Source organism: Psychrobacter sp. NG254, assembly GCF_015277735.1.
GTDB lineage: Bacteria > Pseudomonadota > Gammaproteobacteria > Pseudomonadales > Moraxellaceae > Psychrobacter.
The window spans coordinates 255,609-272,830 of sequence record NZ_JADHDA010000005.1 but is presented as its reverse complement, the minus strand read 5'-3'; the positions used below and the strand labels follow the sequence as shown (position 1 = coordinate 272,830).

The following is a 17,222-nucleotide window of genomic DNA, read 5'->3' as shown; positions in this document are numbered from 1 at the left end:
CACAACATGACACTTTTGGTCAAAACCATAACAAACCATACCTGTTACTTAACATTGATTTGATTTAGATTTGCTTAGTCGTATAAAAAACAGTCGTAAGAAAGCCAAGCATCATAGCGCTAGATATAAGAAAGCGATTTATAACCACACTGTATAGCCGATACTCAATAAAACGGATACAGTATTTAATAACGCGAAACTGGTATAAATTTTTCTAGCTTGCTGTGCCTATGCCGACAGAGGCTGTAAAAAATTCATCCCAGTCTCGCTGTATCTTTTTAATATTGGACTGACTATATATATAAATATAACCACACTATAAATTTATAAATCACTCACGTTTAACCGACCATTTAATTGACTCATATTGACCTTTTACATTGAGATATTTTTCAATCCCCTTTTAGCAAATAGGAAACCTGTAACCGATGGCACATGACCATATCGCAATACGCGGCGCACGTACACACAATCTAAAAAACGTCGACATAGACATTCCACGAGATAAATTCGTGGTCATCACTGGGCTATCAGGCTCTGGTAAATCTTCATTGGCATTTGACACGCTGTATGCCGAAGGGCAACGCCGTTATGTCGAGAGCTTGTCCGCTTATGCGCGTCAGTTCCTCTCACAGATGGAGAAACCTGACGTTGATAGTATCGAGGGTCTATCCCCTGCGATTGCTATCGAGCAAAAGTCCACCAACCATAACCCTCGCTCGACCGTCGGTACGATTACCGAAATTTATGACTATTTGCGTCTGCTCTATGCACGCATTGGTACGCCGTTTTGCCCTGAGCATGGCGAGCCAATGGTCGCACAGTCAGTCACTGAGATGGTCGATCAAGTCATGGCATTGCCAGACGACACTAAGATTATGATTTTGGCACCAGTCATTCGTGAGCGTAAAGGTGAGCATACCGTTTTGCTTGAGCAGCTCATCGGTCAAGGGTTTGTCCGTGTGCGCGTCGATGGTGACGTCTATGACACTGACGAGCTACCAACGCTAGATAAGAAGAAAAAGCACACCATCGAAGTGGTGGTCGATCGCTTTAAAGTTCGTGATGATTTGGGCAACCGTGTCGCAGAGAGTTTAGAGACAGCGTTACGTTTGGGTCAAGGGCTGGTCACGCTACACTTTATGGATGGCAATCCAAAAGAAGGCGGTGATGCCAACCAAGTCATGTCAGCCAAGCACTCATGCCCTGTCTGTGATCGTGCGGTGCCTGAGCTTGAGCCACGTATGTTCAGTTTTAACAACCCATATGGCGCATGCCCAAGCTGTGATGGTCTCGGTAAACGCCAATACTTTGCCGCTGAAAAGCTGATTACCCATCATGAGAAATCGCTTAATCAAGGCGCTATCAATGGTTGGGACAAACGCCATGCGTATTATTTCGGTTTGCTCAGCACTGTTTGTAAGCATTTTAAAATCGATATGGATGCGCCGTGGCAGGATCTGTCTAAAGAGCAGCAAGACCTCATTATGCAAGGCTCTGGTAAAGAAAAGCTCACCTTTAACTTTACCGATGAGCGCGGTCGCAAGACCAATAAGACCATACCGTTTGAAGGCGTATTGCCTTATTTAGAGCGCCGTTATGCTAAGACGCAAAGTAACCTTGTGCGTGACGAGTTAGCTAAATATCTGGCTGATACCACTTGTAACGTCTGTGATGGCGCGCGTCTGAATGAAATCTCGCGCAACGTCCGTGTCGATGATCAAACCATCGCTCAAATCGTCAAGCTCTCTATCGGTGATGCTGCTGACTATTATAAAACCCTAAAGATTGGCGGTCACAAAGGTGAAGTCGCGGAAAAAATCTTTAAAGAGATTAATGAGCGCTTAAACTTCCTTGTGAGCGTCGGGCTTGATTATTTAACACTCGCTCGCTCCGCCGAGACACTATCGGGCGGTGAAGCGCAGCGTATTCGTCTGGCCAGCCAAATCGGTGCTGGTCTGATGGGCGTGATGTACGTACTTGATGAGCCATCTATTGGTCTGCATCAGCGTGATAACGATCGCCTACTGAAAACCCTAACGCGTTTGCGTGACTTAGGTAATACAGTACTGGTCGTTGAGCATGATGAAGATGCGATTCGCCAAGCGGATCACGTGATTGATATCGGTATCGGTGCCGGTGTACACGGCGGTCATGTCATCGCTCAGGGCACGGTCGATGACATCATGGCAAACAAAGAATCGCTGACTGGACAATATATGTCTGGTAAGAAAAGAATCGAGATTCCAAAAGTTCGTCATACTGCCAAGACTATGGACGTCGAAGTCACAGGTAAGGCCAAACCTAAGAAAGTCCCAATGACGATTGAGCTAAAAGGCGCATCAGGCAATAACTTGCACGATGTGGATTTGACCATTCCTGTTGGTATCATGACTTGTATCACGGGTGTCTCAGGTTCAGGCAAATCAACTTTGATTAACCGTACCCTTATGCCATTAGCCGCGACTCAGCTAAACAATGCCTCCACCCTGATTGCCGATAAGTTTGAGAGCATCAGCGGTCTTGAGCATCTAGACAAAATGGTCGATATCGATCAAAGCCCAATTGGTCGTACGCCGCGCTCAAACCCTGCGACTTATACAGGTGTGTTTACCCCTGTGCGTGAGATGTTTGCCCAGACGCAAGAAGCGCGTGCCCGTGGTTATAAGCCGGGTCGCTTTAGCTTCAACGTAAAAGGCGGACGCTGCGAGATGTGCCAAGGTGATGGTCTCATCAAGGTTGAAATGCATTTCTTGCCTGATATGTATGTACCGTGTGATACCTGTGAAGGCAAACGCTACAACCGCGAGACTTTAGAGATTCACTATAAAGGCAAGAGCATTGCTGATGTGCTCGATATGACCGTTGAAGATGCCACTGAGTTCTTCTCAGCGATTCCAGCGATTTATCGTCGTCTGCAAGCCTTGATGGATGTGGGTCTTGGTTATATTCGTTTGGGTCAGTCTGCGCCAACGCTATCAGGTGGTGAAGCGCAACGTGTCAAACTGGCGCGTGAGCTTGCCAAACGTGATACAGGGCAGACGCTCTATATCTTGGATGAGCCAACCACTGGTTTGCATTTCCATGATATCGATAAGCTGCTCAACATCTTGCATGCCCTACGTGATAAAGGTAATACTATCGTGGTCATCGAGCATAACTTGGATGTCATCAAAACGGCGGATTGGGTAATTGATCTGGGCCCTGAAGGCGGTAAAGGTGGCGGATTAATCATCGCTGAAGGCACGCCTGAACAAGTAGCCGAAGTCAAAGAATCCTACACGGGCATATTCTTAAAGCCAATGCTAGAGCAAGGCATGAAAGAAGTCAGCTAATACCGTTAGTCATGATTGATAAAAGGCCACTCTTCATAGGGTGGCCTTTTTTATTGGGTGGAATAAGGCATTGTCTAGCCTGCACACTGTAGGTCTTGATTGATATATATCAAGACTTATATCGCGTTGCGTTACTTTTCTTAATATTTATTAAATATATTTAAACATTAAATGTATTAATATTTAAGGGGCTAGATATCATGCGTAGGCGCATACGATATAGAAATAACTGGTTAACAACCTTGTAGCAAGTGATAGCACGTACAAATTGACACTGCCAACCCTTATACCAACCCTAAAACCTTTAAGGACTTTTTATGAAAAAACTACTGTTCATTATCTTGGCATCTACTGTTGGCGTTAGCGCCTGCGCATCAAGCGGCACATCAAATGGAACAAGCGATCGCAATCATCAAAGACCTGCGATGTCCGCTGATATGAAACAAGCCATGGATGATTGTGCTCAACGAGCTGGCGTGAAAATGTCTAAAGAGAGTCGTCCAAGCCAAAGTGATATGAAAAAACTAGAAGCCTGTATGACTGCAAAAGGGTATAAAAAACCTGAAGGACATGGTCAAGGCCGTCCGCAATAACTAGAAATTTTTAGATGATTGATGATAAAAGGCTACTCTTTAGGGAGTGGCCTTTTTTATAGACAACAATCAATACAAATACTTTTTTAATATGAGAAAATATTTGTGGATCCCTGATAAACTAATCTACTCAAAGCTGCTCAGCCTAGCAAAAAATCAGATATATTCATGACAAAAACACTTCCTTCATCATGTTCTATGATTTAGATTTGACTTTAGGTAAATATCTGACAATAGAATACTTATCTATTACTAAATGGGAGATTTCATTGGAAGAAATACTTACAAAGAATTCGTTTATTATTATAAGCGCAATAATTGCTGGATTCTTTTCGTATACAAGTCTAATAGTATCTAAAGAAAATAAAGTCTCTGAGTTCAGACAAGAGTGGATTAATTCGTTGCGTAATTCAATATCTAGTTATGTCTCATCTCTTTGTTATATATCTATGTTATATAAGCATCGGTCTGGACAAACTGAAGAGAAAAAAGACAAGTTTAATATGACTCGTGATATTGAGGATATTTATTCAAAAATGAACGAATCATATAACGATATAATTTTTAGAATTAACGATAAGGAAGTCAACACGAATGGTAATGAAATTAACTAAAAATTCTTGTCAGAACTAAAGCGTACTCGCCAACTTTATTTAACAGGGAAATGGGACAGTGTAATTGAATCATGTGATGACTTAAGAGAAGCGTCAAAACCTTTGCTAAAACACGAGTGGAATCGAGTGAAAGAAGGTGAACCAAATTATCAAAAAGCAAAAAAATACTCTTTAATAGTTTTATGCATTGCTTTTTTAGCAGTTGTCACTTCTACAGCATATTCGATATTAGACCCCGACAATGAAAAGCTTGACAGTCAATCAAAAACTTTTACATCCGAATAACTAACAAACTCATAGGTTAGATGAAGCTCGTAGGTTGGGTTGACAAAGGAAACCCAACTGTCTCATATTCATCAAAACCAACTCGTTGGGTCTCATCCTTCGACACCAACCTACAATTTAAACGCGGAATCACCTACAATCCGTAGGTTGGGTGGAGCTTGCGACACCCAACAAAATTAAGTAATATCAGCTATTAGTTATAATTTGCAGAATAGCATGCAGTATCGAAGGCACTATCAAAAAGGAGCAACCTACTTTTTCACTATCAACCTAGCTGATAGGTCTAGCGATTTGTTAATCAAAGAAATTGCAACACTTAGACGCGCCTTCAAACTCGTTAAACAAAAACACCCCTTCTGCATTGATGCCATTGTTATCTTGCCAGACCACTTGCATATGTTATGTACTATGCCAAATAATGATGCAGACTTCTCTAAACGAATAAAACTCATTAAATACTACTTTTCTTATAACATTGCCAAAACAGAATCTATTTCGAGTAGTAGACTTAAAAAAAGTGAGCGTGGTATTTGGCAACGTCGATTTTGGGAGCATTGGATTCGCGATGAATCAGACTATCGAGCACATATTGATTATATTCATATGAATCCTGTTAAACATGAGTATGTTGAACAGGTTAAGGACTGGCAATATTCATCATTCCACCGATTTGTAACGGATGGTTTGCTTCCTATCAATTGGGGCGGATGAGGGTATTCTTTTTTAAAGTAAAAGTTGGGTGTCACAAGCTCCACCCAACCTACAAATTTGACATTTTTTAGAGTTGAGATAATTATCAACTAACCTAAACAAACTCCCTCTCAACATTCATCACTCGTGCATCTACTGTACGTTCTAGCTTCTCCTCAATCCGACTACATTGCGATTCGACCTCACGTTTGGACAGTCCAACGATCACAAACGTCCACTCGCTGGCATCATGGCGCGCGCGGCCGCCGCTCTCACAGACAGCTATGCTTGGCGTACTACCAAAGCGGGCATGCAAGCCGCCCATGCGTTGGCGTTTCTCTTTTAGCGAACTACAGCCGGGCAATGAAAACGTCAAAGTCAAAATAGCGATATGCATTTTGTGCTCCTTGCCAAAAAAATTTATACTTTATAGTAGCATCAAATATAATATCCGATAATGTCTGCGCGTCAGCATCCAGACCCTTTATAATAGCGTATAAATATCAACCAACACGCGTATCTCACCCATGACCTCTATCAGCTACGTAAAGCAGCAGCACATTACTCGACTATGCGTGCGCTGCGGATTACTCCTTATGCAGTATGGCGCTGAGTCTGCCGTGGTGGTGGACTTATCCAAACGCTTGGGGCTTGCCTTGGGGATGAACAGCGTAGAATGTTCGCTGAACTTTAATGCTATTACCCTGACGACTATCTGTGACGAGCGCTGTATTACCACCACCAGAGACACGATTAATCAAAGCATCAATGTCAATCTGCTGGTGCAAATCCAGCAAATCATCAATAAAACTGAAGCCACTGTCGATAGTACCGATTTAATTGACCGCACGACCCTTGCCTTTGATGAGCTGGATAAGACCGTATATCCAATATGGTTAGTCAGTCTATTTGTGGGTGCGTCTTGTGCGGCGTTTGCATATCTGAATGGCGGTAGTTGGTCGATTACAGCGGTGACCTTCATCGCTGGTATGGTTGCGATGCTCACTCGTATTTATCTATCCAAGCATCATTTCAATCCCTTTATCACTGTCATTGTGACGGCTTTTATTGCCTCATTGATTGGGGCAACGACCTATTATTTTGATATTGGCAACAATGCTGATATTGCCGTGGCCTCTAGTGTGTTGCTACTGGTGCCGAGCTTTCCGTTGATTAACTCGTTCTCAGACATCCTAAAGGGCTATGTCAATATTGGGGTTGGGCGTGCGGTCTTTACCTACATGCTGACCTTATCTGCGTGCGTTGGTATCGTGATGGCGCTGGTTTTACTTCGCATACAGCACTGGGGGTTTTAAAATGTGGTTTATTGAGACCGTTGTGCTGGCTTGTATCATTACTCTTGGTTGGACGCTGATGTTTAGCGTCCCCAAACGCTATATCTTACCGTGTTTGCTGATGACCGCTTTTGGCTTCGGATTAAAGACTGCCCTTGTCCATCAGAACATACATATTGTGGTTGCCAGCTTTTTTGGGGCGATGCTTGCCAGCTTCTTAGGTGTGTACTTTTCTAAAAAATATACCCTGCCGCCCAAAGCCCTCATCTCGCCTAGCGTCATTTGTATGATGCCCGGTATCGCCGCCTATAAGGCGATGGTCAGTATGGTACAGATTGGTTATTTCGGTTATTCAGATGAGTTATTTAGCCAAATGATGGTGTACTTGTTCGAAGCCTTATTTGTCACCTCAGGCTTGGTATTGGGCTTGTCCATTCCGGGGCTGTTGTTTTATAGACGTCGTCCTATTGTATAAACAAGTCTAGGTAGATTTAATATCTAGATGCTAGGCTTTAATATACCAAACACCATTTATACTCAAGCTATTCAACACATCTTAACCATAAAAAACTTGTAAGATGGACGATAAGACCCATTACAGTAGAGTCGGAAGTAGCACCCATAACAATTCAATAAAGAGACTTAATATGACCAAACATTATGACTATATCGCCATTGGTGGCGGCAGCGGCGGCATTGCCTCACTCAACCGTGCAGCAAACTATGGCAAAAAATGCGCCATTATCGAAGCCAACCAGTTGGGTGGTACTTGTGTGAATTTGGGCTGTGTACCTAAAAAGGTCATGTGGTATGGCGCGCAAGTGGCTGAAGCCATCCATAAATACGCGCCAGATTATGGCTTTGATGTTGAGTTAAAAGGTTTTGATTTTCAAAAGCTGGTACAGAGCCGCCAACAATACATCGAAAACATTCACCGCGCCTACGACAATAACTTGGCCAAAAATGGCGTCGAAGTGATCAAAGGCTTTGCCAAATTCGTCGATACTAATACGGTCGAAGTGAATGGCGAACATATTACCGCGGACCATATTTTGATTGCCACAGGTGGTCACCCGATTCAGCCTGATATCAAAGGCGCAGAACACGGTATTGATTCTGATGGTTTCTTTGCCTTAAACCATCTGCCAAAACGTGTGGCAATTGTGGGCGCAGGCTATATCGCTGTCGAAATCGCAGGCGTACTGAACAGTCTGGGTGCAGAGGTGCATTTGTATGTGCGCAAACACTCGCCACTACGTACGTTTGATCATACTATCGTAGAGACTCTGCTGATAGAGATGGAGCAAGCTGGCATCAAATTACATACCAATACGGTAATCAATGAAGTCAATAAAAATGACGACGACAGCCTCGATTTGACCACCAATGATGGCGGTGAAGACTGTATCGATACTGTTGACTGCTTGATCTGGGCGATTGGTCGTGCACCATCGACAGACGGTATCAATCTGCAAGTGACAGGAGTTGCTACGACTGAGACGGGTAAAATCAAAGTCGATAAGTTCCAAAATACCAACGTCGATGGTATTTATGCGGTTGGCGATATTATCGAAAACAGTGTAGACCTAACGCCTGTAGCGATTGCCGCTGGTCGCCGCTTATCTGAGCGTTTGTTTAACAATAAGCCCAATGAGCATTTAGACTATACGCTGATACCGACCGTGATTTTTACCCATCCGGCTATCGGTACAATTGGCTTGTCTGAGATTGATGCCATCAATCTGCATGGTAAAGAAAACATCAAGTGCTATAGCTCAACGTTTACCGATATGTATAGCGCGGTCACTCAACATCGTCAAAAATGCACCATGAAGCTAGTATGCTTAGGCGATGACGAAAAAGTCATTGGCCTACATGGTATTGGTTTTGGCGTCGATGAGATGATTCAAGGCTTTGCCGTCGCGATTAAAATGGGTGCGACTAAAGCTGACTTTGATAATACCGTTGCCATTCATCCAACTGGTTCAGAAGAGTTCGTGACGATGCGTTAGTCATTCTTGTATGACTTAAAATAAAAAGGCCACTCTGAATTGAGTGGCCTTTTCGTTTAGAATGTCTCGTCCTAGAATAAATTTTTTTATCTAACGCTCACATTGTCAAACTGCATCAGGTTTTCCAGACTTCCCTGCTCGCTTTGTGGCACTGACTTGATTAAAACGTTCTTGTTCGATTGCTTCACTGTAATGCCTTGCTGATTGATCTGATAAACCACAGGCTTATTTATAAAGCTAAGCGTCTTTTTAGCAGTGTCATAGACAAATGGCCCATCATAATACAGCTCAATTCTGTCATTTCTATCGGCAAAGGCATAATACAGTTGCTCACCTTCCTCGTTATAAGTCTTATTTAAGACCATTTTTTTACCGTTGTCTAAATCCAACTTATAAACGAACGGCAATCTACCATCGTAGTTTTCGTCATCGTACTCCGGTAGCCTCTCATAGCTATCTTCTACCATTTTGCCATTCACTCTTGTGCGCTCGGTAATAGAAATAAATCCTTTTAAATTATATTCTTCTACCAGCACATGTACCGCCACTGGTTTATTATCGATCACTTTATACTCTGAATACTGATGCCATCCTGCGCCGCTCTTACTCATGGTATCTAAGGTTTTGGTAGTTTTATCAAAACCAAAAAATCCGCAGTAGTTTTGTGCCAACTCAGTAAACGCATCGCTATGCACAAAGGCATTACTTTCCTTTAAATAGACTTGATAAGACGGCCCACCATAGCAGCTATAGTTGCCATCGCGCAGTGCCACATCTTTTTGGTTATCAAAATTAAAGTCATCATAGATCAGCACACTATGTTCACCATAAGGAAGATTGACAATGTTGGCACTGATTTTTCCGCCCAATTGATGCTCTTCACTGTTATCCAGCTCATAGTCAATATCGATATCAGATGGCTGACTGATAAGGGCTTTCTTAGTCTTCGACTCTATAATCTTTATGACACTATTTGTCTCATTACTTGCTTCAGTGCTTAACGTGCCATCTTCATCATTTGCGGTCTCGATAGTTGCATAGTAATCGTCCGAAAAATCTTGGATTTGATAGGTTTGCGCTAAGGCTGAATAGGATAATAGTGATGAAGCTAGCAGTACCGTCGGTAAAGCAATTGGTTTACGTCTCTTGCTAGGTATAAGAGCAATATTCATATAGATATCCTTATCGCCAAAGATGATAGAGAAAAAAAACCGCCATTAAAGCGTACCACGACCACCACGTTAAAAGCATTTATCATAATAGTTAAAGCCACTTAGCCATCCCTGATATAAACAGTCATACAGACAGCGCAATCACGATGCTGCTATTATGCCATTAATAATTACCGTTGAGAGATGACTGTGTGGCAGGTGTACCTTTTTATATTACCGATTGGCTTAGGAATAATGACCTTGGCAGCGAGCTTGCTTTGTTTATTTGCTTATCTTATGTCTGATGATAATGCCACACGCTTGCCAGCCTTTAACTGGTTTAAGCGCTTAATCATAGTGGCATTTTTATTGTTGAGCGTGGGGCTATTTATGACCTTTAGGTATTTTTGGGGTTAAATAAAACATCCTAGTTCTAAGTGTCTTTTTACTAGACCTACATTATCAGCCAACCATTTTTTCTAGCTCTAATAGCTCCAAATCTTGACGCTTTGGCTCGCCATTATTCCCATCGTTTGGAAATGGCATTTTATTACCATTCAGCTTATAGCCACGGCGCTCATAGTAGGCTAATAACTCAGGACGATGGCTTAAAATAGACATGGTTAAACGGCTCGGCTGATTCTGTGACTGTAAATGGCGATCTGCGAAGGTCTCTGCTGCTTGTAAAATAACATTACCAACGCCTTGCCCTTGTAGCACAGGATGTACCGCAAACATACCGATATAGGCTTTTTTATTTGAGTCAGCATCAGTTTTAATATCGACAGCGATACAGCCAAGTATCTCACCCGTCTCTTCTCCATCACGGTTGCCCGTTGTGGTTTTCGGATAGACAAAGTAATAGTGATTCGGGTCATTAATCACGGCAGCAAGCTCCGCTGATGTGGTTCGAATACCACCTATCAAATCGGCCTCATTGGTCCAACCTGCTGTCTCGCGATAGCAGCAATTCAATAACTGCTCAAGTGCGCTAATATCATCTAATGTGGCTTCACGTAGAAACACAGATTCTCTGCTCAAGTGGTTTTTATTTATAGTGCTCTTATTTATAGTATTTTCGCTCATATTATAATTTTCCTTTTTTGTTCATGTATAAAAAAACTGGCTTAGATCCCTAAGCCAGCCTAGGGCACGTCATCAATTAGATTGTGAGGCTTAAAATGAGAAAAATTGTAGATAAATGAGGAAGAAATTGCCGTTGATATGAACATATTGACAAAACTTCTGACGATATTTATCAAAATTTAGCCATTTTAAGACCACTAAATGTATTAATGTGCTAATTGATGACATGCCCAAGATACTAATACTTATTGCTTGATAGTACTAGCGCGATAACGCTTGTGCTTGCTTAATAATATCAAAACCTGCATGGAGCTGCGCGCGCGTCGGTGCATGACCACAGCGAAGTAGCTCAGAGAAAGCGACCAACTCCTTGTCACGTCCAAGTGTGCTAGCAGCAGTGGCACGACTGTCCTCACCTGTGTCATCGAAATAGTACTCGATATAATTCAGCGTGTCTGGCGTCCCAAATAAGATACTGTGCTCGGGGGTCGCTGCATGACCACTATAGCGTAGGCTCTTGCCATACTGCATCGTCCAGAAAAAAGGAATTCGTGCTTCTAGTGAGTCGACACTGTCGTCATTCAATATCGCGGCTGCCGTGACCATGCCGTGTTGCATAGCCACTCGCCAATGTTCGATACGCATGCGTCCCATCTGCACAGATGCCTTTGCAATATCACCCAATGCATAGACCCCATCGCGCAGCTGTAGATGATCATCGACTTGCACGCCATCTGGGTCATTGACCTCATTCAATAACGCGGTGCGCGGTGAGACGCCAGTCCCTAAAATTACAATATCAGCATCGATGTGCTCGCCATTATCAAGCGTCACACCGCCCACTTGTGAAAAGGTTTGGTTCTCTTCTTTATTCTCAGACTTGTTTTCAACCTTGGTAATTTCATTCACGTTGGCACCTAACACAAAGTTAATGCCATTTTCTTCGTGCAACTTGATAAGTGCATCACTAACAGTTTCTGAAACGATATTACCCATTACTCTGTCAGACTGCCCAACCACTGTGATTGAAGCTGTCGTGCCTGCCTGCGCTAAAGCCGAAGCGACCTCCATACCAATAAATCCAGTACCGATAATCACCACGCGCTGATCGTGACTGGCCGCTTTAATCAACTTAGCATCATCCATACTGCGTAAGGTATACACGCCATCTAACTCTGCTCCAGTAATAGGCGGTATAGATGGCGACGACCCTGTGGCCACCACCAAATAGTCGGCCGATATGGTTTGATCACTACCATTCTCATCGTTGCTGTTGCTGTTGCTGTCACTACTATCACTAACAACCATTAAAGTACGCTCATTAGGCAATACCTTGCTCACCATTTGATTCAAGCGTAAATCAATATTGTTGTCTTTGGCCCAGTCGCTACCGCCCAGCAGCAGCTTTTCTTCTGGCATATTTCCTGCCAAAAAAGCTTTGGACAATAACGGACGATTATAAGGGGCTTTATTGTCAGCACTAATCAACGTAATCTTGCCACCATAGCCGGTTTGACGCAGTTGGTTGGCCGTCATAAATCCAGCCGCGCCGCCGCCCACAATCACAGTATGGGTGTCAGTCAATTTATCTCTTTCGATTGCAGTGTTTATCTTAGCTGAGATATCGACCGTTACATTGTCGCCATTATCAGTGAGCTCATACTGCGTCAAGCTCTCTATCGCTATCGGCTCTAACAATGTGCCATCACGGCTATCAAAAGTCGCATGATGCCAAGGGCAAACCACTCGATGACCACAGCGTAACCCATTGCCTAAATCTGCGCCTGCATGGGGACACCTACCATCAAACGCATGAAACTCGTCATCATCACGAGTGATTAAAATGATACTATCGTCTTCTTGCTTATATGATTTCATGCCGCCATTTGGGATGTCAGCTTTACTAATAGTCACTGTATTGATCATTGCCTTAGTCATAATGCGTCCTTAACCGTTATAATAATATCCTGATAGCAGCAGGTTGAAAATGACCACCATAAACCTGACACTTTCAACTTACGCTGTTTTTTGAATGTCTAAATAGACTCTATATTGATAGTAGCAAGACGGCTTCACATGCAATGTTGTTTTGTATGTTTGCTGCGTTGCAAAACGTAATTGCAGCGTGGTTGTGGCGATTTTATCTTTATCATTAATAACAAAATAAAAGACCCTTTTATGACTTCTCACGAAAACATTTCTCAAAAAAACACGGCTATTGATGCTACGACCACGCCATTGACGTCACCTGTATCAAATGGCGAGACGCACGATTTAGATACTGCCCACTTTGATATAAATAGTGTGGATATCACTGCCATCACCGACACTGCAAAACTACCGCAGCCTAGCCTGCCACCAATACAGCAAGCGACTTATAAAGCCCATGCAACTGATTTTATCGTTAATGAGTTATTGCCGCTGGATTTTACGGGTGAAGGTGAGCATTTGTGGTTGCACATTGAAAAGCTAGGCATGAATACGGCTTACTTGGCAAATCTACTGTCAGAGTGGGCAGAGATTCCATTGCGTGACGTCGGCTACTCAGGACTGAAAGATCGTCATGCACTGACGACGCAGTGGTTTAGCTTGCGCATACCCAAAAAACAGCTACCGCCTACTGATTTTGCACCAGTAGATATTGGCGACAATGAGTCCGTCACTATTCTGGTGCAGCACTGGCATAATAAAAAACTCAATCGCGGTACGCACCGAGCCAATCAATTTGTGATCACCTTACGTGATGTGCAGTTTGACAATAGTGGTACTGAGACACTACAACCTGAGCAATTATTGTCTGCAAAAGAAACAGTCGAACAGCACTTAGCGAGTATCAGTAAAACTGGCGTACCCAATTATTTTGGTCCACAGCGTTTTGGCCGTCAAGGCAATAACGTTAGAGAGGCACTGTCACTGTTTGCCCGTCCAACGCGAGCGCCGCGCCCATCGTCTAAAAAAAGCAAAAGCAAACGTGCACCGCGAGAGCAAAACACGATGGAGCTGTCTGCCGCCCGTAGCTTGATATTCAATGAGATTCTGGCAGCACGTGTACGCGATGACAGTTGGAATACAGGTCTGTCAGGAGAAGTATTTAACTTGGATGGTTCGGGCTCTATATTTACCAGTGAGGCGATAGATGACACATTACGTGCTCGTCTGGCCACCGGTGATATTCACCCAACTGCTGTGATGTGGGGTACAGGCAACGATAAAGTTAGCAGCACCGCGGCAGACGTTGAGAATGATATCGTAAAGCGCAGCCCACTATTGACGCAGTTAGCCACTGGTTTAGAACAGCGCGATATCAAGGCACAACGGCGAGCGCTACGTCTGCCTATTGAAGAGATGCATTGGGATTGGTCAGACGATCACACACTGGTTTTGAGCTTCACCTTGACCACGGGCAGCTTTGCCACCAGTGTATTGGCAAGCGTAGTAAAGCAATTGAATCATGCATAACGTACTGAGAGAATGACATCTGCAAAAATGACATTTTCGAAAATAACATCGACGAATCTTAGTTATGTATGGTTAGGTTGAAATCAGCCAGTAGTCAGTATTAAATAATAAGTGCTAACTGTTATAAAGTGACTGAGCGCCCGTTGTTTCGGCTGCCATCATCTCATTCGCACTCACGACCTGATTGCGACCACGGTGCTTGGCTTCATATAAGGCTTTGTCTGCTGTGGTGATCAAACGTTGACAGATATCACTGGGCAGCTCTTGTGCCGAAGCCATCTGGCTCTCAGCCCGCTGGGAGGCAATTGGTTTGATAAAGGGCTGTGACTTGGATTGTATCGGCGATCTTTTCTGCAAAATAGCTTTATACTTTTGCGCAATACAGTCTCGTTCATTCTGTGTCAATGTATACAGGCCAAAGCTCGCTGTCACATTGAAATCTAACATACCCTCAACCGTGATCACTTGTTCAGCAATACTTGAGCGCAGGTGCTCAGCAATCACCATAGCGCTATCGTGTTTCGTATGTGGTAGCACGATCAAAAACTCCTCACCACCATAGCGGCTGATGACGGTCTCATCTGATAATGATTGCGATAGCGTCTGTGACACCTTTATCAGCACCTGATCACCCACATCATGACCATAATTGTCATTGATGTCTTTGAACCAATCCAAATCCAACAGTATCACACTCAGGTCTTGATCTTCTTGTACCTGTGATAGCGCATACTTCATCTTTTTCAGACCATAACGACGGTTTTTCAGCTGGGTCAATTCATCTTGATTGGCATGTTGTAGGGTTTCTCTCCTACTGTCATCTAATGACACTAACAAAATACGAAACATATAAATGATAAAAATAGCTTTTGGTAGCGACATATAAATATGGGTAGAGCGCCACAAAATATTGGAAGATTGGCGCAGGTGATTAAGACCCTCCCAAGTCAACGCCTCATTTTTCATGACAATCATATCACTATGAGTCATATAACTATGAATAGTAGAAGGCAGCGTGGTGGCTGTAAGTTGGCGTAGATTGGGTATCGTAATACCGAAGTAAGGGAGCAACGATACTGCTAAGATCGCAATAATTTGCCCTATAAATGCTCGCCAAACATACTTCCGGTTAATGAGCATCATGCATAGCATCGCACCGCCCACGAGTGATACACCCGTTACCAGACTACTATGCCCTAATATGGCGACAACAAAGGTAATATAGACACTATAAACAGTGATGAGTAGAGCTTGCCATATATTCAGATTGCTACGGGCGCTTCTAACTGGTGAAAAACGACTGGACACCCATAGTAAAAAAACACCGACCATGGTCACGCTAATCCATAATGAATAGAGCAGATTTATATCAACGTAAGCACCATAAGTATCGCGGCGATACCAAACAAATAAGCACCATAACCAATGTGAAAAAACCTCCATCACCATAAATGCTGCTAGTAGGGCCGTCCTATCAGCAGCCTCCCACTCAAAAACCGCTTTAGAAAGCTCTCTGTGGCCTAGATAGAACTTATATACAGCCATAATGTGCTACCGCAGATAGTCAAATTTATAGAGTTAAAATAGTAAACCGTGAGCCACGATTATGGTCTATTCAGTGTGGCAATTTATACCTGAACTATCAATCTGTTTTCCACATTTATTTATCAATAATTGTTTTGATACAACAAGGCTTTTTGCATACCAAGACTATATATTCTGCTCAGTATGCTGCCATTGTATAAATACGCTATTTTAAACTAAGCAAGTGCTGTAAAAGACTCCCAAATTCCTTTTTGCTCAGCCGTTAATATAGGCACATCGCCTAACCGTCGCCATGGCATATTACTCCCATGAAAATCACTACCAATTGAGGTCACTAAGTTGTGCTCAGCGATACTGCGATCAACCATTTTACGAGTGCTGATAGGCTCGCTAGTGGCTGGCAACTCACAAGCATCACCGCCCAACAGAGCAAACTCTTCGATCAGTTTGCGCACGCGGGTCGCTGATAATTGATAACGTGTTGGATGTGCGAGCACCGCCTTACCACCGCAAGCATGAATCAATTCAATGCCATGCTGCATCGTCAATGCCTCAATAGCCACATAGGCAGGTTTATTATCCGCTAAGTATTTATCAAAGGCCTTTTGCACGGTTTTGACGTCGCCGCGCTCAAACAATACTTGCCCAATATGAGCACGGCCAACGGCTTGTGGATTGCCGCCTGCTTTCACAAGAACTGCTTGCCACAGCTCATCATAGCTGATATCGAGTAGTTCACTGAGCTTTTCAGTGATGCGCTGGCCACGGGTAGCACGGCTATCCTGCAATTGCTTTAGAGTGGCGTGCATTTTTTCACGATCCGTAAAGTCCAGTCCGAGCACATGGATGATTTTATTGGCAGACTTGTTTTTGCCATAACCGCCACTCAATGTATGCTCACAGCTGATTTCCACGCCGTTAATGATTTGCATGTCATGGATATTAGCAGCAGCCCTTGCCTCATCGATGCCAGCCATCGTGTCATGATCGGTCAACGCAAGTACGTTGATACCTGCTGCGTGAGCGCGCGCTACCACCTCAGTGGGTGCGTAGGTGCCATCTGAAAAAGTGCTGTGACAATGTAGGTCTATTTTCATAAAATGTGCCTTACTGTGTTTAGATAAGCTGTGTTTAGATAAAATGAGCATAAAGGTAAT

Annotated in this window: 13 protein-coding genes; 7 read left to right on the top strand and 6 right to left on the bottom strand. The window is 43.4% G+C overall.

What is annotated here, in order from left to right; genetic code table 11:
* Positions 1-428 precede the first annotated feature (428 nt).
* From uvrA to IP510_RS10545, 3 genes are all read left to right on the top strand, one after another.
* A complete protein-coding gene (uvrA, locus tag IP510_RS10555) occupies positions 429-3,335 on the top strand; it encodes an excinuclease ABC subunit UvrA (RefSeq protein WP_194364792.1) in 2,907 nt (968 codons plus the stop codon).
* Between the two features lie 317 nt (positions 3,336-3,652).
* Positions 3,653-3,928, top strand: a complete 276-nt coding sequence (locus tag IP510_RS10550) for a hypothetical protein (protein WP_194364791.1) — start codon at positions 3,653-3,655, stop codon at positions 3,926-3,928.
* Positions 3,929-5,043: 1,115 nt separating this feature from the next.
* The gene (locus IP510_RS10545; RefSeq protein ID WP_194364789.1) at positions 5,044-5,538 is read left to right on the top strand and encodes an REP-associated tyrosine transposase; all 495 of its coding nucleotides are present in this window, start codon (positions 5,044-5,046) and stop codon (positions 5,536-5,538) included.
* Positions 5,539-5,632: 94 nt separating this feature from the next.
* On the opposite strand, the gene IP510_RS10540 is transcribed toward IP510_RS10545, so the two are convergent.
* Complete coding sequence (locus tag IP510_RS10540; protein ID WP_194364787.1) at positions 5,633-5,914, bottom strand: DUF503 domain-containing protein; 282 nt, start codon at positions 5,912-5,914, stop codon at positions 5,633-5,635.
* Between the two features lie 130 nt (positions 5,915-6,044).
* Between IP510_RS10540 and IP510_RS10535 the strand changes: the two genes are divergently transcribed.
* The 3 genes from IP510_RS10535 to gorA all read left to right on the top strand — a co-directional run bounded on the left by IP510_RS10535 (position 6,045) and on the right by gorA (position 8,824).
* Positions 6,045-6,833: a threonine/serine ThrE exporter family protein gene (locus tag IP510_RS10535; RefSeq protein WP_194364785.1), complete on the top strand. Its 789-nt coding sequence runs from the start codon at positions 6,045-6,047 to the stop codon at positions 6,831-6,833.
* A 1-nt stretch (position 6,834) separates the two neighbouring features.
* On the top strand, positions 6,835-7,287 hold the full coding sequence (locus tag IP510_RS10530; protein ID WP_194364783.1) for a threonine/serine exporter family protein: 453 nt from the start codon (positions 6,835-6,837) through the stop codon (positions 7,285-7,287).
* Between the two features lie 172 nt (positions 7,288-7,459).
* The gene (gene gorA / locus IP510_RS10525; RefSeq protein WP_194364781.1) at positions 7,460-8,824 is read left to right on the top strand and encodes a glutathione-disulfide reductase; all 1,365 of its coding nucleotides are present in this window, start codon (positions 7,460-7,462) and stop codon (positions 8,822-8,824) included.
* An 86-nt stretch (positions 8,825-8,910) separates the two neighbouring features.
* On the opposite strand, the gene IP510_RS10520 is transcribed toward gorA, so the two are convergent.
* The 3 genes from IP510_RS10520 to IP510_RS10510 form a co-directional block, all read right to left on the bottom strand.
* Positions 8,911-9,996, bottom strand: a complete 1,086-nt coding sequence (locus IP510_RS10520; RefSeq protein WP_194364779.1) for an XAC2610-related protein — start codon at positions 9,994-9,996, stop codon at positions 8,911-8,913.
* Positions 9,997-10,437: 441 nt separating this feature from the next.
* A complete protein-coding gene (locus IP510_RS10515; RefSeq protein ID WP_194364777.1) occupies positions 10,438-11,061 on the bottom strand; it encodes a GNAT family N-acetyltransferase in 624 nt (207 codons plus the stop codon).
* A 261-nt stretch (positions 11,062-11,322) separates the two neighbouring features.
* Positions 11,323-12,999: an FAD-dependent oxidoreductase gene (locus IP510_RS10510; protein ID WP_194364775.1), complete on the bottom strand. Its 1,677-nt coding sequence runs from the start codon at positions 12,997-12,999 to the stop codon at positions 11,323-11,325.
* A gap of 240 nt (positions 13,000-13,239) precedes the next feature.
* Here IP510_RS10510 and truD point away from each other — a divergent pair, with 240 nt between their 5' ends.
* Positions 13,240-14,520 (top strand): tRNA pseudouridine(13) synthase TruD, encoded by a 1,281-nt coding sequence (gene truD / locus IP510_RS10505; protein ID WP_194364773.1) that lies wholly within the window; start codon positions 13,240-13,242, stop codon positions 14,518-14,520.
* A 114-nt stretch (positions 14,521-14,634) separates the two neighbouring features.
* On the opposite strand, the gene IP510_RS10500 is transcribed toward truD, so the two are convergent.
* Positions 14,635-16,065, bottom strand: coding sequence for a sensor domain-containing diguanylate cyclase (locus tag IP510_RS10500; protein WP_227669665.1), 1,431 nt, complete (start codon positions 16,063-16,065; stop codon positions 14,635-14,637).
* A gap of 215 nt (positions 16,066-16,280) precedes the next feature.
* Positions 16,281-17,162 carry a PHP domain-containing protein gene (locus IP510_RS10495; protein WP_194364771.1) on the bottom strand — a complete coding sequence of 294 codons (882 nt, stop codon included), beginning with the start codon at positions 17,160-17,162 and terminating at the stop codon, positions 16,281-16,283.
* Between the last annotated feature and the right edge of the window lie 60 nt (positions 17,163-17,222).